The 19119-nt window shown below is 44.5% G+C and carries 21 protein-coding genes and 1 riboswitch; of the genes, 7 read left to right on the plus strand and 14 right to left on the minus strand.

Annotation, left to right across the window (positions count from 1 at the left end; translation table 11 throughout):
* Positions 1-170: 170 nt before the first annotated feature.
* Positions 171-989 (minus strand): ammonia-dependent NAD(+) synthetase, encoded by an 819-nt coding sequence (nadE, locus tag ACI35L_RS15725; protein ID WP_049672103.1) that lies wholly within the window; start codon positions 987-989, stop codon positions 171-173.
* Between the two features lie 199 nt (positions 990-1188).
* Between nadE and ACI35L_RS15730 the strand changes: the two genes are divergently transcribed.
* The 3 genes from ACI35L_RS15730 (at position 1189) to ACI35L_RS15740 (ending at position 3685) form a co-directional block, all read left to right on the plus strand.
* Positions 1189-1947, plus strand: coding sequence for a hypothetical protein (locus ACI35L_RS15730; RefSeq protein ID WP_049672104.1), 759 nt, complete (start codon positions 1189-1191; stop codon positions 1945-1947).
* 234 nt (positions 1948-2181) lie between these two features.
* Positions 2182-2709 carry a DoxX family membrane protein gene (locus ACI35L_RS15735; protein WP_439803272.1) on the plus strand — a complete coding sequence of 176 codons (528 nt, stop codon included), beginning with the start codon at positions 2182-2184 and terminating at the stop codon, positions 2707-2709.
* A gap of 160 nt (positions 2710-2869) precedes the next feature.
* A complete protein-coding gene (locus tag ACI35L_RS15740; RefSeq protein ID WP_049672106.1) occupies positions 2870-3685 on the plus strand; it encodes a ZIP family metal transporter in 816 nt (271 codons plus the stop codon).
* Between the two features lie 165 nt (positions 3686-3850).
* Here ACI35L_RS15740 and ACI35L_RS15745 read toward each other — a convergent pair whose 3' ends face one another.
* Positions 3851-4237, minus strand: coding sequence for a DUF302 domain-containing protein (locus ACI35L_RS15745; protein WP_049672107.1), 387 nt, complete (start codon positions 4235-4237; stop codon positions 3851-3853).
* Positions 4238-4412: 175 nt separating this feature from the next.
* A riboswitch (PreQ1 riboswitch) is annotated at positions 4413-4457 on the plus strand.
* Between the two features lie 8 nt (positions 4458-4465).
* Between ACI35L_RS15745 and ACI35L_RS15750 the strand changes: the two genes are divergently transcribed.
* Positions 4466-4951 carry a QueT transporter family protein gene (locus ACI35L_RS15750; protein ID WP_049672108.1) on the plus strand — a complete coding sequence of 162 codons (486 nt, stop codon included), beginning with the start codon at positions 4466-4468 and terminating at the stop codon, positions 4949-4951.
* Positions 4952-5232: 281 nt separating this feature from the next.
* Entirely contained in the window at positions 5233-5667 is a 435-nt protein-coding gene (locus ACI35L_RS15755; RefSeq protein WP_049672109.1) for a ferritin-like domain-containing protein, read from the plus strand.
* A gap of 75 nt (positions 5668-5742) precedes the next feature.
* Here ACI35L_RS15755 and ACI35L_RS15760 read toward each other — a convergent pair whose 3' ends face one another.
* From ACI35L_RS15760 to ACI35L_RS15815, 12 genes are all read right to left on the minus strand, one after another.
* Positions 5743-6567 carry a DUF368 domain-containing protein gene (locus tag ACI35L_RS15760; protein ID WP_439803273.1) on the minus strand — a complete coding sequence of 275 codons (825 nt, stop codon included), beginning with the start codon at positions 6565-6567 and terminating at the stop codon, positions 5743-5745.
* Between the two features lie 125 nt (positions 6568-6692).
* Complete coding sequence (locus ACI35L_RS15765) at positions 6693-7679, minus strand: quinone oxidoreductase family protein (RefSeq protein ID WP_439803274.1); 987 nt, start codon at positions 7677-7679, stop codon at positions 6693-6695.
* A gap of 18 nt (positions 7680-7697) precedes the next feature.
* Entirely contained in the window at positions 7698-8471 is a 774-nt protein-coding gene (locus ACI35L_RS15770) for an enoyl-CoA hydratase/isomerase family protein (RefSeq protein ID WP_049672111.1), read from the minus strand.
* A 21-nt stretch (positions 8472-8492) separates the two neighbouring features.
* Positions 8493-9260 carry an SDR family NAD(P)-dependent oxidoreductase gene (locus ACI35L_RS15775; RefSeq protein ID WP_049672112.1) on the minus strand — a complete coding sequence of 256 codons (768 nt, stop codon included), beginning with the start codon at positions 9258-9260 and terminating at the stop codon, positions 8493-8495.
* Positions 9257-10009 carry a 2-phosphosulfolactate phosphatase gene (locus tag ACI35L_RS15780; RefSeq protein WP_049672113.1) on the minus strand — a complete coding sequence of 251 codons (753 nt, stop codon included), beginning with the start codon at positions 10007-10009 and terminating at the stop codon, positions 9257-9259. Before ACI35L_RS15780 ends, ACI35L_RS15775 begins: the two co-directional genes overlap by 4 nt.
* A gap of 1 nt (position 10010) precedes the next feature.
* A complete protein-coding gene (locus ACI35L_RS15785) occupies positions 10011-11078 on the minus strand; it encodes a phosphotransferase family protein (RefSeq protein ID WP_049672114.1) in 1068 nt (355 codons plus the stop codon).
* Between the two features lie 19 nt (positions 11079-11097).
* Positions 11098-11496 (minus strand): acyl-CoA thioesterase, encoded by a 399-nt coding sequence (locus ACI35L_RS15790; protein ID WP_049672115.1) that lies wholly within the window; start codon positions 11494-11496, stop codon positions 11098-11100.
* Positions 11493-12395, minus strand: a complete 903-nt coding sequence (locus tag ACI35L_RS15795) for a 3-hydroxyacyl-CoA dehydrogenase family protein (protein WP_082197189.1) — start codon at positions 12393-12395, stop codon at positions 11493-11495. Before ACI35L_RS15795 ends, ACI35L_RS15790 begins: the two co-directional genes overlap by 4 nt.
* A gap of 14 nt (positions 12396-12409) precedes the next feature.
* Positions 12410-12976 carry a TetR/AcrR family transcriptional regulator gene (locus tag ACI35L_RS15800; RefSeq protein ID WP_049672117.1) on the minus strand — a complete coding sequence of 189 codons (567 nt, stop codon included), beginning with the start codon at positions 12974-12976 and terminating at the stop codon, positions 12410-12412.
* A 51-nt stretch (positions 12977-13027) separates the two neighbouring features.
* On the minus strand, positions 13028-14638 hold the full coding sequence (locus ACI35L_RS15805) for a long-chain-fatty-acid--CoA ligase (RefSeq protein WP_049672118.1): 1611 nt from the start codon (positions 14636-14638) through the stop codon (positions 13028-13030).
* Positions 14639-14664: 26 nt separating this feature from the next.
* On the minus strand, positions 14665-15441 hold the full coding sequence (locus tag ACI35L_RS15810) for an SDR family oxidoreductase (protein WP_049672119.1): 777 nt from the start codon (positions 15439-15441) through the stop codon (positions 14665-14667).
* Complete coding sequence (locus ACI35L_RS15815; RefSeq protein WP_049672120.1) at positions 15438-16667, minus strand: acyl-CoA dehydrogenase family protein; 1230 nt, start codon at positions 16665-16667, stop codon at positions 15438-15440. Before ACI35L_RS15815 ends, ACI35L_RS15810 begins: the two co-directional genes overlap by 4 nt.
* Before the next feature lie 180 nt (positions 16668-16847).
* On the opposite strand from ACI35L_RS15815, the gene ACI35L_RS15820 reads away from it, so the two are divergent.
* Together ACI35L_RS15820 and ACI35L_RS15825 are read left to right on the plus strand one after the other, a co-directional pair.
* Positions 16848-17600, plus strand: coding sequence for a DUF975 family protein (locus ACI35L_RS15820; protein ID WP_439803275.1), 753 nt, complete (start codon positions 16848-16850; stop codon positions 17598-17600).
* 149 nt (positions 17601-17749) lie between these two features.
* Entirely contained in the window at positions 17750-19114 is a 1365-nt protein-coding gene (locus ACI35L_RS15825; RefSeq protein WP_049672122.1) for an FAD-binding oxidoreductase, read from the plus strand.
* Positions 19115-19119 lie beyond the last annotated feature (5 nt).

Genomic DNA, 19119 nt, shown 5'->3' on the forward strand with positions numbered 1-19119 from the left:
ATAAAAATTGGATTACCTTTTCCTTTTCCCTCAATCATTCCACCCAAAACGTTAAGATTATTATTATTTTAATATATTGTAAAGGGAAGAGATAGTGATTTTATTCACCTGGCTGCCACCAATGAAATCAAGCCTGCAGGCAAAAGACTGCAGGCTTGATTTTACAAACATTATTTCCACCAATTATCGAACATGGATGTTGGTAATTGACGCTTATGCTCCGTTTTTAAATATTGATTTTCAATCTTTCTCGCAGCCTCTAAACTGACTTGTTTTCCCTCCAAATAATCATCAATCGTATCATAGGAGATTCCAAGCTCTGTTTCATCTGCCTGCTGAGGCTTATGATCAAGCAAATCGGCCGTTGGTACCTTAAGATAAAGTCGCTCCTCAGCCCCAAGCTCCTTTAACAGCTCCTTGCCCTGTCTCTTTGATAGACCGGTTAATGGGAGCAAATCGGCACCGCCGTCTCCGTATTTCGTGAAGAAGCCGGTTACCGCTTCTGCTGCATGGTCTGTTCCAATGACAAGCAATCCTCGCTGGCCGCCGACAGCATATTGTGCAATCATGCGAAGTCTTGCCTTCGCATTCCCTTTATTGAAATCAGTAAGAGGCTCTGATGCTGCCTCCTCATATTGGGCTGCTACAGCATCAACGGCTGGCTTGACATTAAAAGTCAATGCTTCATCTGGCTTTATGAATTGTATGGCGGCTTGCGCATCATCCTCATCATGCTGAACGCCATAAGGGAGCCGTACCGCAACAAATGTCGCTTCAGTTCCTTCTTCACGCAAGGATTCAACGGCCATTTGAGCTAAGCGCCCCGCAAGCGTGGAGTCCTGCCCTCCGCTTATACCGAGAACGAACCCTTTTGCACCTGTTTTCATTAAATAATCCTTCAGGAATTGCACTCTTTTTTCAATTTCTTCTTTAGGATTGATGGTTGGCTTCACGTTTAACGCTTCAATTATTTGTGCTTGTAAACTCATTTTAGCGCTCTCCTCCTTTAACTCCTCTTTATTGTTCCTCTATTTTCCATCGATAATCTCTTTTATAGAGTTTATTTTACTCTATCTCCGTTTTTTTCAAAACTGTTTGACCATCAAAGAAAGAAGGAGACTTATTTTTTTCTTCTTTTAATTATTTTAATATAATAATAAGGTAAGCTTCTTGTAAAGGAGGAGAGCTATGATCCTGAAAGATGCGCTAGCCATCCCAAATCTATTCATCATGTGCAGCCTAATAGGCTTTTCAATTGAATTTATGTTTAAACTAATGAACCATAAAACCTTCATGGCAGCCTTGCTCCCTGCCATTCTCTTTAGTCCGTTATATGGATTAGCTCTTTGTCTATTTTTGATCTTCAAGCCAATTTCCTTGCCCGTTGAATCGACTGTAATTGTCTCAGCATTGCTTTTGTTAGAAGCCTTTAAACGCCTCGTCCGATCTCATATGATACCGAATTTACCAGCGGAAAATTCACGCATTCTATTGCTTGGGATTCTAATGTGGACAATCAGTTTCCTTATTCTATCTGAGCAGGTTTATCCTCGAGTGAAAGATGTCATCACAGATATGCCCTTTTCATGTTCAATCTTATTCATTTATAGTCTTTTTTATATTGTCTTTGTCTATCTGATTCAAAAAGGATTCAAGAAACTGAATGAGGATATTAGTAACCTGGAAATGATTGATACAACAAGAACTCAAGTCCAAACTGCACGGAATGAACTCATTCATGGTCTTATTGAGTTAGATATTCATCAAGAAGAGTTTTTGGAGGAGGTCAATGAAGAATGTAAGCAGGATATGACCGACTTAGACCGGCAATTTGAGGAGATTCTTCTGCAATTAAGTCCCCTGCAGCAAAAAATAATCAGGGCTTACCCTTCTTTAATTCCTGATAGGAAGCCTTCAAAAGAGAAGGTTAACCGCAAGGATGGTTAGTGTTATACATCACCTTTAAGGATGTGCATCCCTGTATTTCAGCATCCTTCATTCCTATTGTAAATAGACTTTAAAATTTGCCAAATAATGTTCAAAAAACCTTGGATAAAGTTTGAATAAAGCAAATTGCTCAATTATTCACAAACGATATGCTGTATAAATAAAGTATAGCAAATAGCTGATCTTCCATTCCGCGGCAGAAGGTCAGCAAAAATCATTTAGGAGTGAATGAACATGATGGAATGGTTAAGAACAAATAAATATGCATCCGGACTTTTGCTTATCATCCGGTTATATCTTGGATACGAATGGTTTATACATGGATTAGAGAAAATCAGAGGCGGTGCTTTCGATGCTTCAGGCTTCCTCACTAATATCATTGCTAATCCGGTCAAAGGCCCGGACGGTACAGCTCTTTATCCAATGTATAATTCTTTCATTGAAAATTTTGCCCTTCCTAATGTAGGCATCATCAATATCTTAATTCCTTGGGGCGAATTCTTTGTCGGGCTTGGACTGCTTTTGGGAGTACTAACAACAGCCGCCGTATTCTCCGGACTCTTGATGAACTTCCTGTTTGTCTTTGGCGGTACAGTTTCTACAAACCCAGCAATGATTGTTCTTGGTTTTATCATCCTCGCTGCAGGGGCCAATGCCGGTAAACTTGGCGGAGACTATTATGTCCTCCCTTGGATTAGAAGAACACTATTTAAGAAAAATGATAACCCACATTTCCCAGTAAAAGATCAGCCCGCTCATTAATCGTAGGCTATAAAAGCCTGAAGTCCTTGACTTCAGGCTTTTTTCGATGGAAAATACACCTATAATCTACATAAAAGAAGGCTAGTTTCATTGAATAAATATCTTTTACCCTAATAAGATATAGAATGATACAAAACCTGCTTTCCTCTGGAGGGATATTATGCTGGAATGGTTCACAAGTCTTCCCGTCATGTTCCAGGCTTTCTTAGCAACTTTATTCACTTGGGGCATGACGGCTCTTGGGGCGGCTCTTGTCTTTACAACCAAAAATGTTAATATGAAGTTTCTTGACAGCATGCTCGGCTTTGCCGGAGGGGTCATGATTGCAGCCAGTTTCTGGTCCCTGCTGTCTCCTGCTCTTGAAATGGCAGAAGGAGGTCCTCTCCCATCCTGGTTCCCTGCTGCGGTCGGTTTCCTTTGCGGCGGCCTCTTCCTAATGATATTGGATAAAGTCCTGCCTCATCTTCATCCGGATAAACCGCTCGGTCAAGCAGAGGGAATTCATCCAGAAAACAAGAAGCGAAGCACATTGCTCGTTCTAGCCATCACCTTGCATAATATTCCGGAAGGCCTTGCCGTTGGTGTTGCCTTTGGTGCTGTGGCTGCCGACTTGCCAACTGCATCCCTTACTGGAGCAATTGCACTAGCTATCGGGATAGGCATTCAAAACTTTCCGGAGGGTTTGGCGGTTTCCATGCCGCTTAGACGAGATGGAATGTCGCGAAAGAAAAGCTTCCTTTACGGACAATTTTCTGGGATGGTTGAACCGGTTGCCGCTGTCATTGGGGCTGTTGCGGTTCTGTTTATTCAGCCGCTTCTGCCTTATGCACTAAGCTTTGCTGCCGGTGCCATGATCTTCGTTGTAGCAGAAGAGGTAATTCCGGGCTCACAGGAAAACGGCAATACTGACCTTGCCTCCTTATTCCTGATGATAGGCTTTACCGTGATGATGATTTTGGATGTTGCCCTAGGTTAATTCATAGATACAAGCAGAAGAAGACAAACCCATTCATTATAGGGCTTGTCTTCTTTTTTTACCTTCTATAGCTTGCTCATAAGGATGAGCCCCTCTGCTGACTTTCTTACATCAAACTGCAGCAACTATCCACGTATTCATTCAAACAGGTGCTCTAATCTATTGTTACTTACAGGCATGATCGATACATTTGACTAAACGTGACTCGATGTCCTCAGCAACTCCTTTGAGTCGGTCATTTTCCAGCATACTGATTAAGGCAGTCGGTTTAGGCATACCGATTTTTGTTTGACCATCATCCTCATATACGACTATTTTGCAAGGAAGAAAATAACTGGCAAGACTCTCTTCCTCTAGCACTTTCTTAGCTTCCTGGGGATTGCAAATTTCAAGTATGACAAAGTTCCCATCAAACTCCACCCCTTTTTCCTGCAGCTTCTCTTTCATTTCCACACTCCAAAGGATTCCGAATTTCTCTTCTTTTAATGAGTCCTCCAGTCTGCCAATAGCCTCTTCAACTGACATAGCAGCCTCTTTTGTATAATGAAACATCGAAATACCTCCTTTATTAAGATTCTCCATTTTCTATTCCCCCGTAGGCTCTCATTAATCCTTTTTTTAGGGAGGCAGTAACAACTCAAGAGACCATTGTCCAAAGAGACAATATATCCCACAAAAACATTTCAAATTTACAAATGCATGTAAAACAAGGTATTATAAGCAAGGTGTAAACGTGGTTCGTAACCATCCCACGATAAAAAACTAAGGAGAGAAACATAAATGAAAATCAGAACACTTGCGGTGAACGGTGTGCTGGCTGCTCTTTATATTGCAGTCACTATGCTAATACAGCCATTTGGCTTCACCAATGTACAATTTCGAATCTCCGAGATGTTCAACCATCTCGTCGTATTCAACAAGAAATATTTTATCGGTATTGTTATCGGGGTCTTCTTCTCAAACCTCTTCTTCTCCTCTCTAGGTGTCTATGACCTTATTTTTGGAGTAGGACAATCTGTCTTGGCCTTATCCCTCACCATTCTGACTGCCCGCTTTGTGAAGAACATTTGGGCACGGATGGTTGTTAACACGATTGTCTTCACGGCGACGATGTTCTTGATTGCCATCGAGTTAAACATCGTACTTGGATTCCCATTCTGGATTACTTATTTAACGACTGCAGTGGGTGAATTCGTTGTCATGGCCGTTGGGATGCCAATCATGTACGCCTTGAACAAGCGTATCAACTTCAAGAATTTAATATAATAAAAAGAAACATGAAAGCTGGTCCAAAAGCTCCTATAAGGGGTTTTCGGATCAGCTTTTTTTGATAGGCTTCTGTTCTTGCAAGCCTTTCGTTTTCCAATGATTTTTCTATCCTAATACTAGATTTAATCCTCCCTAAAATTGCTCCATATCACTTATAAAAAGACAAAACGGCTTAAACAATGATTCATTCTTCATTATTTTGTCATCAAATAAATGCTTAATTACTCTTATATTAGGGTATCTTTATTTTGAGGAATTAATGAAGGAGGTCCTTTTTAATGGATGAGAAATTAAAAGAATTGATCGATGGATTAAATGAAGATTTAGCAAATGAGTATGCAGCATCAATTATGTATACAAATTATGCTGCAATGGTTTCCGGTTTATTTAGACAAACATTAAAGCCTTTCTTCGAAGGAGAAATCTCTGACGAACAAGGCCATGCTCTATACTTATCTGAAAAAATCGCCACACTTGGCGGAACACCTACTGTCACACCAGCTGAAGTTAAACAAACTACAGATGTAAAGGTTATGCTTGAATCAGCCTACCAAGCGGAAAAGGATACAATCGACCGTTATGAAACACGCAAAAAACAAGCGGAAGAACTAGGCTTAACTGAATTAGTCGTTAAGCTTGAAGATCTTATCTCTGATGAGACAGGCCATATGGAAGAGCTTGGCCGCATCCTTTCTGATTCAAGATTTGACTAAAAAATACACAACAAATAAGCTCGAAGAAGGAAGAGTCCTCTCTCCCTTCTTCGAGCTTATATTTTTTAGTGAAAATTATTTGCCAGGTATCTTCTGCTCTGTAGCAGTAAAGAATTTAGTCACCAATAAACCGCACACAAATGTGATGATGCACAGAATCAAAGCCAACGGGCTATTCGGAAGTCCAGGGAATACAACAAATACAGAACCCGCAATCAATCCCATTATGATGGCAAATGTCATATGAGGGAATTGAAGAAGCAAGTAGGCAATTGCTTTGCTGCTGAGAATAAACCCAAGGGCTGCCCCGGCGCCAACCGCCATAATGACTGGCAGATTCAGGTCAGATAAAGCAGATATGATCGTCGAATAAGCCCCAATCAATAGAAGAACAAATGATCCGCTGATTCCTGGAAGGAGCATGGCCATACTCGCAAGCCAGCCGGAGAAGAACAATCTTACATATGTCCCAGCTGTAAATGAGCTGATTACGGCTTCTTCATTCGTCTGGATAAAGGCCATAGAGGCAAGAAGACCTCCAACAAGGACCAATACCCCTATATGCTTTACATCAAAATTACTCTTCACATCTGCTTGTTTCGCGATAAACGGAAACACTCCAATAATTAGGCCTAAAAAGAAAAACTGTGTCGGCTCATAATGGTTCTCCAATAAGTAATCAATAACACGGCTGAAGGCAAGGATGGCAAATCCCATTCCGAGTGCCAAGGGAAGCAAAAAACCCAAATGCCTCCTCCAATCCCTGCTGAAAATACCGCTGATGGCTAACAAAAAGCGGTCGTAAATCCCTAAGATGAAAGCGATGGTTCCTCCGCTCACTCCTGGGATTAAATCACTTATGCCCATTAAGAGCCCTCGATAGATATTCTTCCATTCCAAGTTTATAATCAACTCCATCATAGTTTCGTGCTCTTAGTGTACAATTTTCCGATGGGTGGAGACAATGGCACTTCCTGCAAATATGAAAAAACTCCCCAGTTCATCAGGGGAGTTCAATAAGGGTATTATGAATGATTCACTTCAAGGATGATTTTTCCGGAGGTTTTTCTTGATTGCATTAATTCATGAACCTTTGCAGCCTCCTCTAGCGGATACGTGTCCCCGATGATTAATTGAAGCTTGCCTTCCTCCAAATATTCAAACAGCTCACGTACACTTCTTACGAATAATTCTCTTTTCCTCATAATCTGCGGAAGGAAGAAGCCAATAACGGATTGATTTTTCGCCATTAAGGAGGACGGATGCATGACGGCCTGTTCTCCGCTTGCCACTCCATAAATGACGACTCGTCCAAATGGAGCCAAGCATTTCAGCGTATTCTTAAACACATCTCCCCCAGCCATCTCCAAGGCAACATCCACACCTCTGCCTTCTGTGGCATCAAGCACCTCTTGATGCCAGCCTTCCTTCGTATAATTGATGCACACATCCGCACCGAGGGATTTCGCGAGCTCAAGCTTTTCATCGGTACTTGCTGTCGCAATCACCTTTCTAGCGCCAAATAGCTTCGCGAGCTGAACGGCAAGCGTTCCGACTCCGCCTGCAGCAGCATGAACTAACACGGTCTCATCCTTTGAGAGACAGCCCATCGTTTTTAGAATATGATAGGCACTGAGTCCCTGCAGCGGCAAGGAGACAGCCTGCTTGAAGTCAATCTCTTCCTTCAGCATGACAAGAACGTTCCTGGCATCAACTACAGCATACTCAGCATAGCCCCCGGACTCAATTAATGTTACGACGCGTGAACCGATATTGACATTTGTCACTTCTGCTCCCGCCTCTACAACCACTCCTGCAATTTCAGCCCCTGGGATAAATGGCAGCTTTGTCGGTACGACATACTGCCCTTCCCTTCTAGCCGTATCGGCATAGTTAACACCAATAGCATGAATTTCAATCAATACTTCTGACGGTCCTGGCTTTGGCTTTTCAATATCGATAGTCTTTAATACTTCCGGTCCGCCATATTCCGTAAATTGTACAGCTTTCATCCGTTAGAATACCTCCTTTTATTTCCCCGTGAATTGTGGGCGCCGTTTCTCCTTGAAGGCTTGAATGCCTTCTTGATGGTCTTCTGTAGCAACCATCATGATTTGCGTCATTCTCTCCCGCTCCAATACATCCTCCAATGTTGCCGTAAACGAATAATCAATCATCTTCTTCATCTGTCCATATGCCTGGCTTGGTCCAATCGACAAAAGCCCGGCATATCGCATGACTTCATCATTTAACTCTGCGAGCGGTACAATCTTATTGACAACACCGAGCTGGTAAAGACGCTCTGCCGGAATTGGCTCAGCAGAGAAGAAAAACTGCTTCGCCAAATAAGGACCCACTAGACGCGGAAGAAAGTAGGAGCCTCCTCCATCTGAGATCAGTCCGACCTGGGAAAAACTTAAGGCAAACTTACTGTCATCTGAGGCAATGATTAAGTCACAAGCAAGAGCAAGATTAAATCCCGCTCCTGCAGCAAAGCCTTGGACAGCTGCAATAACAGGTTTTTCAACTGCTTTGATGGCAAGGATGCATTCATTCATTTTGCCGAGATGTTCATATACGTCTACGGGTTGATTAGACCCCATCGACTTAACATCCCCTCCAGCGCTGAACGCCCGCCCGGCGCCTGTCAGGACAATCGCACGAACATCCGGATTCTTGCCCGCCTCCTTCATTTCCTTTGTCAGCCCAGCAATCATCTTTGGACTGAAGGCATTTAAGCTATCAGGTCTGTTCAAAGTCAATACCAATACTTTACCATGCATTTCTTTTACTAAATGTTCCATTCACCATTCCCCTTTTCCTGTTTATGTAATCATCCAACCGCCATCTACTAAAAGGTCTGAACCGGTCATATAGGAAGCATCACTTGAAGCGGCAAAAGCAATTACCTTAGCAATCTCTTCACTTGTCCCAACTCTTCCGAGGGCTGTATTCCGCTTAATGGATTGTACGAATTTTTCATTGGTTAAGGACCATTCTGTCAGAGGCGTCTCCGCAAATCCCGGGGAGACAGAATTCACCCTGATTCCGTATGGGGCCAGCTCCAAGGCTAAGGCATGAGTGAAATTGATGACAGCCGCCTTTGCTGAGCTGTAATGAGGCAGATGCGAGGCTGCCTTATGCCCGGATAGGCTCGCAATGTTAACAATCGCTCGATTCCCGCCAGTAATCGCACTTTCCGCCATCATTTTCCCCAGGACTTTTGAAACAATAAAGACACTTTTCAAATTGATTTCCTGAACAATATCCCATTCATCAACAGATGTATCGAGAATCTTTGACTGTATAGATCCACCCGAATTATTAATGACAATATGAAGACCCATATAATAATCATCAATGAAACGGGCTAAACCCTGTATATCCTCTTCCTTGGTCGAGTCAGCAACAAAATAGACTGCCCTTTCTCCTCCTGCCTGTTTATTAATTTCTGCTGCCGCGGCCTCTAGCTTTTCCTTTGTCCGTCCGGTAATGATGACGTTTGCGCCTTCCTTGGCCAAAATTATGGCAGTTGCCAGGCCAATGCCGCTGCCGCCGCCAGTAACGACCGCCGTCATTTCAGCAAATCTCACGAATTTTTCAACTCCCCTATTTGTTCTGCCGTAACTCGGCCATTCTTTAGTACGGCGATGATTTCAGCTTCGCCAACTGAAGAAGCTAATTTCAAATCTTCATGAAAGCCGTACCTCAAAAGCAGCTGCCCAACATAAGAGCCTGCAAGCCGTTCATACGGACTTGCCTCACCATACTGATACAATGCCAATGCAGCCTTAGCTGCATCATTTAATTCAAGCTTCTCCTGTGTCTGTCCAAAACAGGCAATCAAATGGCCTGCTCCATAAAAATCCTCCAAGCTTAGCTCACCTGAATTTCCCGAGCACACAATCATGATGGTTTCCTCTTTATATGCGGTCAAAATCCGTTTTGCGGTGATGGCATTATTCAACAAAGAAGAAATATATACACGTTTTGAGCCAGCTGCCATTCTAAGTGCAACCGTCCCATTGGTCGTTGAAAGTATCAGCGTTTTGTCCTTAATTTCATTCTTAATTTCTGAAGGACTGGGATAGATGAACCCTTCAATCGGGCCAGCGTTCAATTCACCTGCCATAAGCATTTCGCTTGTGTTGAACGCCATGCTTTCACGTACAGCCTCATCAGGATTCTGAACAGGAATGACTTCCTTTGCTCCCTCCTTCAAAGCAGAAACGATAGTTGTTGTTGCGAGCAGCACATCGAGAACAACGGCGATTTTTTCCCCTTCGGCCATTTTTTCAACCGAAATGTCCTCCTTGCGAATCAGCAATTGAATTTTGACCATACTATGACCTCATGACCATTGCCGCATGCTCTATTAAACCCTTTACATAGACATGAAGATTTCTAAAACGTTCATCCCTTGTTTGCCCGCGGTGGAAGCGGTAGTAAATTTGCTGGCAGATGCCTGCTAGCTTAAAGTAGGCAAACACCTTATAAAACTTCATGTCTGAAACATCTCTTCCGCTCAAGCTGGCATATTCATGGAGAAATTCATCCCTGGAATAAAAGCCTTCACGAATCGTGATTGACTCCTTCCCCAGACCCTTTTGCAGGAATGGCGGATCATCCTGCCCGGTCCAATAGCTGAGGGCAACACCGAGGTCGGCCAATGGATCTCCCACTGTTGTCATCTCCCAGTCAAATAATCCGGCCATACGGGCGCCATCATGCGTGAACATCGCATTATTTAGCTTATAGTCGTAATGAATAATGGCAGCATGGCTTCTTCCTGGTATATGGGCAGCAAGCCACTCAGCTACCTCCTCTGCTGCCGGTACCTCATGAGTCCTCGCTTTTTCATAACGCTTAATCCAGCCGTACGTCTGCCTTTCCATAAATCCATCCGGCTTGCTCATTTCGGCGAGTCTCGTATTCTCATACGGGATTTGATGGAGATCGACTAATCGTTTCACCATTTCCTTTGAAAGGTTTTGATACAATTCCCTTGAGGCCGTGACACCCTCCGGAATCTCGGTATCAAACACATACCCCTGTTTCCGCTCCATCACGAAAAACGGGCTGCCGACCACTTCAAGATCGTTGGAGAAAAGCATCGGCTTTGGCGCGGGGTCAAACACCCGGCTTAAATCAGATAGAATCGTGAATTCACGCTCCATATCATGGGCTTTAGGCGCTACCGGACCAAGTGGCGGTTTCCGTAGAACGGCTTGCCACTCCCCCATCCTTAATTGATAGGTCAAATTAGAATGACCAGCTGAGAATTGCTCAATCTCAAGGTTCCCACTCGGGAGCCTCTCGAGCTTCGTTCTCAAATACGCCTCAAGTCTTCCACTATTAAGCTCCTCTCCAGCCCTTACTGGTATGGTTTCCTTTGAAAGATTTTGTTTCATCTATGTTTTACACCTCCGTTTAGGCATTCATATTCTTTAGCAATTTATTCTTCAAATCCTCGGGTATTGGCTCACTCAGCTTTGCCTCTTTGTTATAAAAAGCAATAACAGCATGGCCCTTAGCAATGATGGTTCCTGTTTGAGCACAGGAAATATTATGTGAAAGCTGAAAGCTCTTTGTCCCGACTTTCTCTATGGAGGTATCGATGCGAAGAATCTGGTCAAAATAAGCCTGATTGATAAAGTCGCATTTAGTGGACACGAGTACGAAGGACCAATTTTGATGAGCGGCATTCCAGCCAAGCTCCTTTAGTAAATGAAGCCGAGCATCTTCCATATAGATGAAATAACTTGTATTATTTACATGTCCCAAGGCATCCGTCTCCGCAAACCGGACCGTAACATCCATTGAATTCATCTTTTATTCACCCCGGTCTTTTCCGTCTTCCGCTGTTCTTCCCCATATTCATACCAGCCGTTTCCTGTCTTGCGGCCCAGCTTCCCTTGCTGTACCTTTTCTATAATGCTTGCATTCGGCTGATCATTCGGATCACCAGTCTCCGAGTATCTTTGCTGCATCACATCATAAATGACATCATTGCCCGAAAGGTCTAACAGCTCAAAAGGTCCAATAGGATGACCGAGCGCCGTGCGGCAAATTTGGTCGATATCCTTAAAGTCTGCAATGCCTTCTTCATAAAGATGAAGAGCCTCCTTATGAATTGCCCCAAGAATCCGGTTGGCGACAAAGCCGGAGATTTCCTTTCGTAACAAGAATGGACGCCGATTAATCTGCCGGCATACCTCCATAGCTGCTTGTACTGTTTCCTCTGAGGTCTGCTCACTCATGACAACCTCCACACAATTCATGACTAACGGCGGGAAGAAGAAATGCATGTTCACGAATTTATCTGGACGCGATGTAACCGGTGCAAGCAGGCTGTTCACGATGGTAGAGCTGTTTGTCGCAAAGATGGTATGTGCTGGCACACTCTCTTCCAGCGCTTGAAAAAGCTCCTTCTTAACGGATAGCTTTTCAACCACTGCTTCAATGACAAGGTCGGGCCTCTCCGCTGATGTCTTAAAATCATTCGTGAAGGATAATCTGCTGAAAGCCTGCTTTACTCCTTCTTCTTCTATTTTCCCTTTCTGCACCCATTGCTTCATAAGTGATTCCAGCGCCTTCTCTGCCTGTGAAAGCTGATTCGTATCAAGGTCATAAAGAATGGTCTCAAAGCCTCCGAGTGCGCAAAGCATCGCAATTTGCCGGCCCATTTGCCCCGCTCCCATGACCGATATTTGTTTAATCGGCTCCATGCATAGTCCCTCCCTCATTTGACTGCTATTCCGGTCAAAAGCATATCCACAAACATTTCGGATACATCCTCTTCCGTCAGTCTTCCTCCTGGTTGAAACCATTGATAGCACCAATTCGCCATTCCAAGAATGCCGAAGGTCACAATCGCAGGATCCAATTCCGGACGAAGCTCTCCGTTTTCTATGCCCTCCTTGACTACCTGCTCCATATTCAATCGAAATAAATCTCTTTTCGGAACGATTTGGCTGAGCTTATCCTCACTCAATGCCTTCATCTCACGAAAGAACACCTTTGCACTCTGCCCTTGGCATTGTATATCATGAATCAAGAGAGAAATAATACGATGGATCTTAGTCGATGCTGCGGCAGAGGAATCCCGAAGGATTTCCTCCTGCCTGGCAATCAATCCATCAATATAGGAAAGATGGATGTCCATCAGCAATTCTTCCTTGCTAGAGAAATAATAGTAAAAGGTTCCTTTCGTAACCCCGAGTGTTTCGACGATATCCTGAATAGATGTTTCGGCAAAACCTCTTCTCTCAAAGAGCCGGATACTGCTTTCGATGATTTTATCTTTCATGATTTATGGCCCCCGTTTCTTCTCAGAGTCTTTGCCCTGCTCCCGGCTTGTTCAAGATTTCGTATGGACTTCCTCTCTAAGTGCACGTCGCAGAATTTTACCGACATTGGTTTTCGGCAGCTCTTCTCGGAAGTCAACCATCGTCGGCACACGATAAGCGGCCATATTTTGTTTACAGTATTCGATGATTTCTGCCTCATCAACAGTTTGGCCGTCCTTTAAAACAAGAATCGCTTTAACCGTTTCCCCTCTATATTCATCTGGAACCCCGATGACGACTGCCTCCTGAACAGCAGGGTGCTCATACAGCACCTCTTCTACATCACGCGGATAAATATTGTATCCGCTCGCTATGATCAAATCCTTCTTCCGGTCAACGATAGACAAATAGCCATCCTCATCCACCTTGGCAATATCTCCCGTATAGAGCCAGCCGTCCCTAAGGGTGGCACTTGTCTCCTCTGGCATGTTCCAATATCCCTTCATTACCTGCGGGCCTTTCACAATCAGTTCACCGAGCTCCCCGCTCGGCACCTCCTGCTCACCGGTCGCAAGGTCAACAATCTTATACTCAGTGGATGGGAAACCAATACCGACGGTACCCGGCTTTCGTACTGCGAAGGATGGATTGCAGTGTGTCACTGGAGCAGCCTCTGAAAGCCCATAGCCTTCAAGCACGTTTGAGCCTGTCTTGTCCTCAAAGTTTCTCATCAGCTCCACCGGCATCGGGGCACTGCCGCTATTGCATAATTTAATGCTGTCAATGCCATATTCCTGTGCTTTTGGATGTGCATTAATGGCAACATACATCGTCGGTACACCCGGAAATATAGTCGGCTTCTCCTGTTTAATTGTCTGGAGAACCTCCTCAAGATTGAAGCGCGGCAGCAAGATGTTCTCCCCTGCCATTTGAATGCAGGCGTTCATGCAGGCTGTCATGCCAAATACATGGAATAGAGGGATGACCGTTAAATAGCGTTCATTGCCATGCTGAATGGAAGTCTTAAAGAATTCCTTTGTTTGATAAATATTGGCCACCAAATTGCGGTGGGTCAGCATTGCCCCTTTAGAGCGGCCAGTTGTCCCTCCTGTATATTGCAATACCGCGATATCCTCCTCGGGCACGATTGTTACAGGCTTAGGAGGTTCTGTGCCAATAGCCATGAATTCCTCAAAAGTCCGGTCATCGAATTTTGCCCCAGACGGCTGCAAACTGACAACGATGACCGTTTTTAGATTTGTATTCTCTTGAATACTTTTGACTGCTTCATAGAAGGCATCCAGTACAATAATCGTTTCTGCTCCCGAATCATCAAGTATATGTTTAAGCTCACGTGCAACAAGCATCGGATTGACCTGGGTGACAATTCCGCCGGCAATCAGTGCCCCGTAATAGCCAACTACATACTGCGGACAGTTTGGAAGCATAATAGCCACCCGGTCTCCCTTTTTGACCCCGCTTTTTTGCAGGGCTGAAGCAAACCCGTGCGCCATTTGTGATAAAGCCTGATACTTGATTTTTCTGCCAAAAAACGAAATGGCGTTGTTGTTTGGGGACTTTTCTGCAGTTTCTTGGAGGATTTCCGGAAGTGACTGATTAGGAATGCTGATTTCTGTTGAGATATTTTCGGGATAATGCTTATACCATGGTTTTTGTTCCATTTTTTCATCTCCCACTCTTCATAGTTTTAAATCATGGCACTCTTTCCGCCATCCACAACAATGATCTGGCCTGTTACATATCTAGCAGCCTCTGAAGCTAAGAATAAAGCGACTCCCTTCAAATCCTCCTCTCCTCCAAGACGTCCAAGCGGTGTCATATATTCGAGGGTGTCCTTGCCGCGCTCAATCAAGACCTTAGACATCTTCGTCGGGAAGAATCCAGGTGCAATGGCATTAACATTGATTTGATGTCTTCCCCATTTAACAGCGAGGTCCTTCGTGAGCGTGATAATGGCTCCCTTGCTTGCGTTATAGCCGACTGTATCCATCATGTCTGGATGTGTTCCGCCAAGACCGGCAACAGAGGCGATATTGACGATTTTCCCGCCGCCTTGCTCTGCCATCACCTTTCCAACTGCCTGGGACATAAGGAATGTACCAGTTAGATTCACATTGATTACCTTATTCCATGCATCAAGCGGCATTTCAAATGAAGGGGCACCCCATGAGGCCCCGCTATTATTAACAAGAATGTCAATCCTGCCGAAACGGCTGATTGTTTCATCCACGACCCTTTGAATATCATCAGGATTGGATACATCACATTGAATGGCCAGTGTCTTCACGCCTAATGTTTCCAGCTCGCCCGCTGTCTCCTCACATGCCTCCACCTTCCGGGAGCAAAGGACAATATTGGCCCCTGCTTCTGCATAGCCTTTGGCAATCTGCTCACCGAGACCTCGCCCACCGCCTGTAATGATTGCTGTCTTTCCGTTTAGATTAAACATCTCCAAGATACTCATCGTCTAATTCCAGCCTCCTCCTTGTACTTCTTCAATTCAAGCCTTGCAAGCTGGGCTCGATGCACCTCATCCGGTCCATCCGCCAAGCGCAATGTCCGTGCGTTCGCCCATTGAGCCGCAAGCGGATAATCCTCGGATACCCCTGCAGCACCCAGACCTTGCATGGCGCGGTCAATGACACGAAGGGCCATACTCGGCGCCACGACCTTAATCATTGCAATCTCCTTCTTGGCTTCCTTATTGCCGACCGTATCCATCATATAGGCTGCCTTCAACGTCAATAGACGCGCCTGTTCAATCTCTATACGGCTGTCTGCAATCCACTCTTGAATCACACCTTGATTAGCAAGCGGCTTCCCAAAAGCAACTCTCTTGTGTATGCGCTTACATAAAACTTCAAGCGCTCTCTCTGCCGCACCAATTAATCTCATACAATGATGGATTCTCCCGGGTCCAAGCCTGCCTTGTGCAATGGCAAACCCTTTGCCTTCATCCCAAATCATATTCTCAAGCGGAACCCTCACATTGTCATAAGTGATTTCCGCATGGCCGTGCGGTGCATGATCATAACCGAAAACAGGCAGGAGTCGTTCAATCTTGACGCCTGGTGTATTCAGCGGCACTAGAATCATCGACTGCTGCTCATGCCTGTCAGCTGTTCGGTCTGTCTTCCCCATCACAATCGCAATCTCACAGCGCGGATCACCGGCTCCAGATGACCACCATTTCCGGCCGTTAATGACATACTCATCCCTGTCCCTAATGATACTTGCCTCAATATTCGTGGCATCAGAGGACGCGACATCAGGCTCAGTCATCGAGAAGCAGGAGCGAATCTCCCCATTAAGCAACGGCTTCAGCCATCTCTCCTTTTGTTCAGGCGTGCCATAACGTTCAAGCACCTCCATATTGCCAGTATCAGGTGCATTGCAATTGAAAACCTCAGGCCCGATTAGCGACCTTCCCATAATCTCGCATAAAGGTGCATACTCAAGATTGGTCAGACCAGCTCCCTGCTCGCTCTCCGGGAGGAATAGATTCCAAAGCCCCTCTGCCTTCGCCTTCTCCTTCAGCTCCTCCATGATTGGCGGAATACGGCTGAAGCGCGTTTCCTGCTGATTTAATTGCTGTTCATATAGCGTTTCACTCGGATATACATTTTCCTCCATAAATCTTGTAAGCTTTTGTTCTAATTCCTTGACCTTATTAGAATAGGAAAAATTCATTTCTTTCTCTCCCTTCACATACTAACCGGTGGGTATGTTAATTATTTCCAATTATACTGGTTTTAAAGAGATGCACAAGTGATTATTTGAATATTACAAATATTTCATCTTTATTTGACGAATTTTTCTATTTAAACCATACTATAGATAATATATATAAATAATAAAAGGAGATGCATAATGAAGACAAGTACATACAAAACAGCCGCCAAAAATGCCTTAAAAGGCATGTGGGGAGTCGCCATTGGCGTATTCTTTCTCTATTTCATCATTAACAATGTACTGGCGATACCCGACAATGAATATCTATGGTTATTCTATCTCTTGATGATCTTTATCGGAGGACCGCTTAGCATTGGGTACCAATGGTTTCACCTTGAACTTATTCGATATCATAATCCTGGAGTAAGCAACCTATTCTCCGGTTTCACAAAGAATTATCTGCGCAATGTCGGGACCTACTTAATGGTTCTTATCTTCACCTTCCTTTGGTTTCTTTTACTGATTGTGCCTGGAATAATTAAAGGCCTTGCCTATTCCATGACCTTCTTCATCCTTCGTGACAGACCGGAATTGACAGTATTTCAATCCATAACGGAAAGCCGCCGCATGATGGACGGGCGAAAGAAGAATTTATTCGTTTTGTTCCTATCCTTCCTGCCATGGGTGCTCATTCCCTTACTATTAATCTTTATTGGGCTGATTGCTCTGCCAGTGGGAACAACAGCTAATGATCCAGTCCTGTTGCTTGCCGGAAGCCTAAGCAGTCTCGTCGGACTAATTGGACTATTCGGAGTCTCTATTTATCTGGCACCTTATTTCACAACCACTCTTGCTGCCTTCTATGACAGCTTGATTCCTGCAGATGATTTAGAATCCATCCAGACAGATGAGAATACGAATCTAGTAGATTCTACCCAATCATTCAGGTAGGTCTTTTCTGAAAAAAGCATCTAACCAAAAGGTGCTTTTTTTCATGCCTTTGTCTACGGATTTATTCGCAAAATTTTCTAAAAATTAGAATTATTTGTGATAAAATACTTTTGTAACCAAATATGACAAACAAGAGGGGGATTGATTGAATGGATAATAAATGGGTGAAACAATTAAGAGAAATCGTTAGCGAGGACCAAGTCTCCATCAATGAGACTGTCCTTATTAACCATAGTAAGGATGAATCCTATCATGAGCCTGCCCTCCCCGATGCCGTAGTATTTCCTCATACAACTGCTGAGGTTTCAGCCATCCTTGCCTGGGCAAATGATCATCAAATCCCTATTGTACCTTTCGGCCGTGGAACGAGTCTTGAGGGCCATGCTATTCCTTATGATGGCGGGATATCGCTTGACTTTACTGAGATGGGTCAAATCCTTGATATAAGACCTGAGGATTTAATCGTCAAAGTCCAACCTGGAGTGACTCGCACCCAGTTGAATAAGGAGTTAAGAAAGCATGGTTTATTCTTCTCGGTTGACCCCGGGGCAGATGCCACCCTTGGAGGAATGGCTGCGACCAACGCAAGCGGAACAACTGCAGTCAAATACGGTGTGATGCGCGATCAAATCCGGGATATGGAGGTGGTTCTGGCAGATGGAAGCATCATTCACACTGGAACACTTGCAGCAAAGTCCTCATCCGGCCTTCATCTTAATGGACTTTTCGTCGGCTCAGAGGGAACGCTTGGCTGTATAACAGAGCTGACCTTGCGTGTATTCGGCATCCCTGAGCATGAGGTAGCCGGCCGGGCCGTGTTTTCCTCCACACATGATGCAGTTCTCGCTGTAACGGCACTTACGCAGGCAAGCATTCCGATTGGCCGCGTTGAACTTGTCGATCAGGATTCGATGCGTCAATTTAACCGGCACAGCGGCACAGCCTTTGAGGAGATGCCAACGCTGTTCCTCGAGTTCCATGGCAATCAAGCCGGACTCCTTCAAGATATCGAATTCGCTACAGAAATCTTGAAGGACATGGGCTGCCGCTCGCTTGAATTCAAGGAAGACCTTGCCTCCCGCAACCAAATCTGGGAAGCGCGTCATAACCTTGCTTATGCCTACATCCATTCAGCACCAGGTAAAAAGCTGATGGTCACAGATGTATGTGTCCCAATATCAGAGCTTGCAGCCTCCGTCGATTACACGCGAGAAACCCTAAATGAGATGGGCTTGACTGGAGGAATTGTCGGTCATGTCGGCGACGGGAATTTCCATGCGCTTCTCATGATTGATGTGAATGATCATAAGGAAGTAAAAACAGCGAAGGAATTCAGCGACCGTATCGTCCGCTTCTCTTTGAGCCGCGGCGGAACGAGTACAGGCGAGCATGGAATCGGCATTGGAAAAAGGCAGTATATAACACAGGAGCACGGTCCTGCACTAGAGGTTATGCGTTCCATAAAAAAGGCATTGGACCCGAACAATATTCTCAATCCGAACAAATTATACTAAAAGGA

This window comes from Pradoshia sp. (genome assembly GCF_051873915.1).
Taxonomy (GTDB): Bacteria; Bacillota; Bacilli; order Bacillales; family Pradoshiaceae; genus Pradoshia.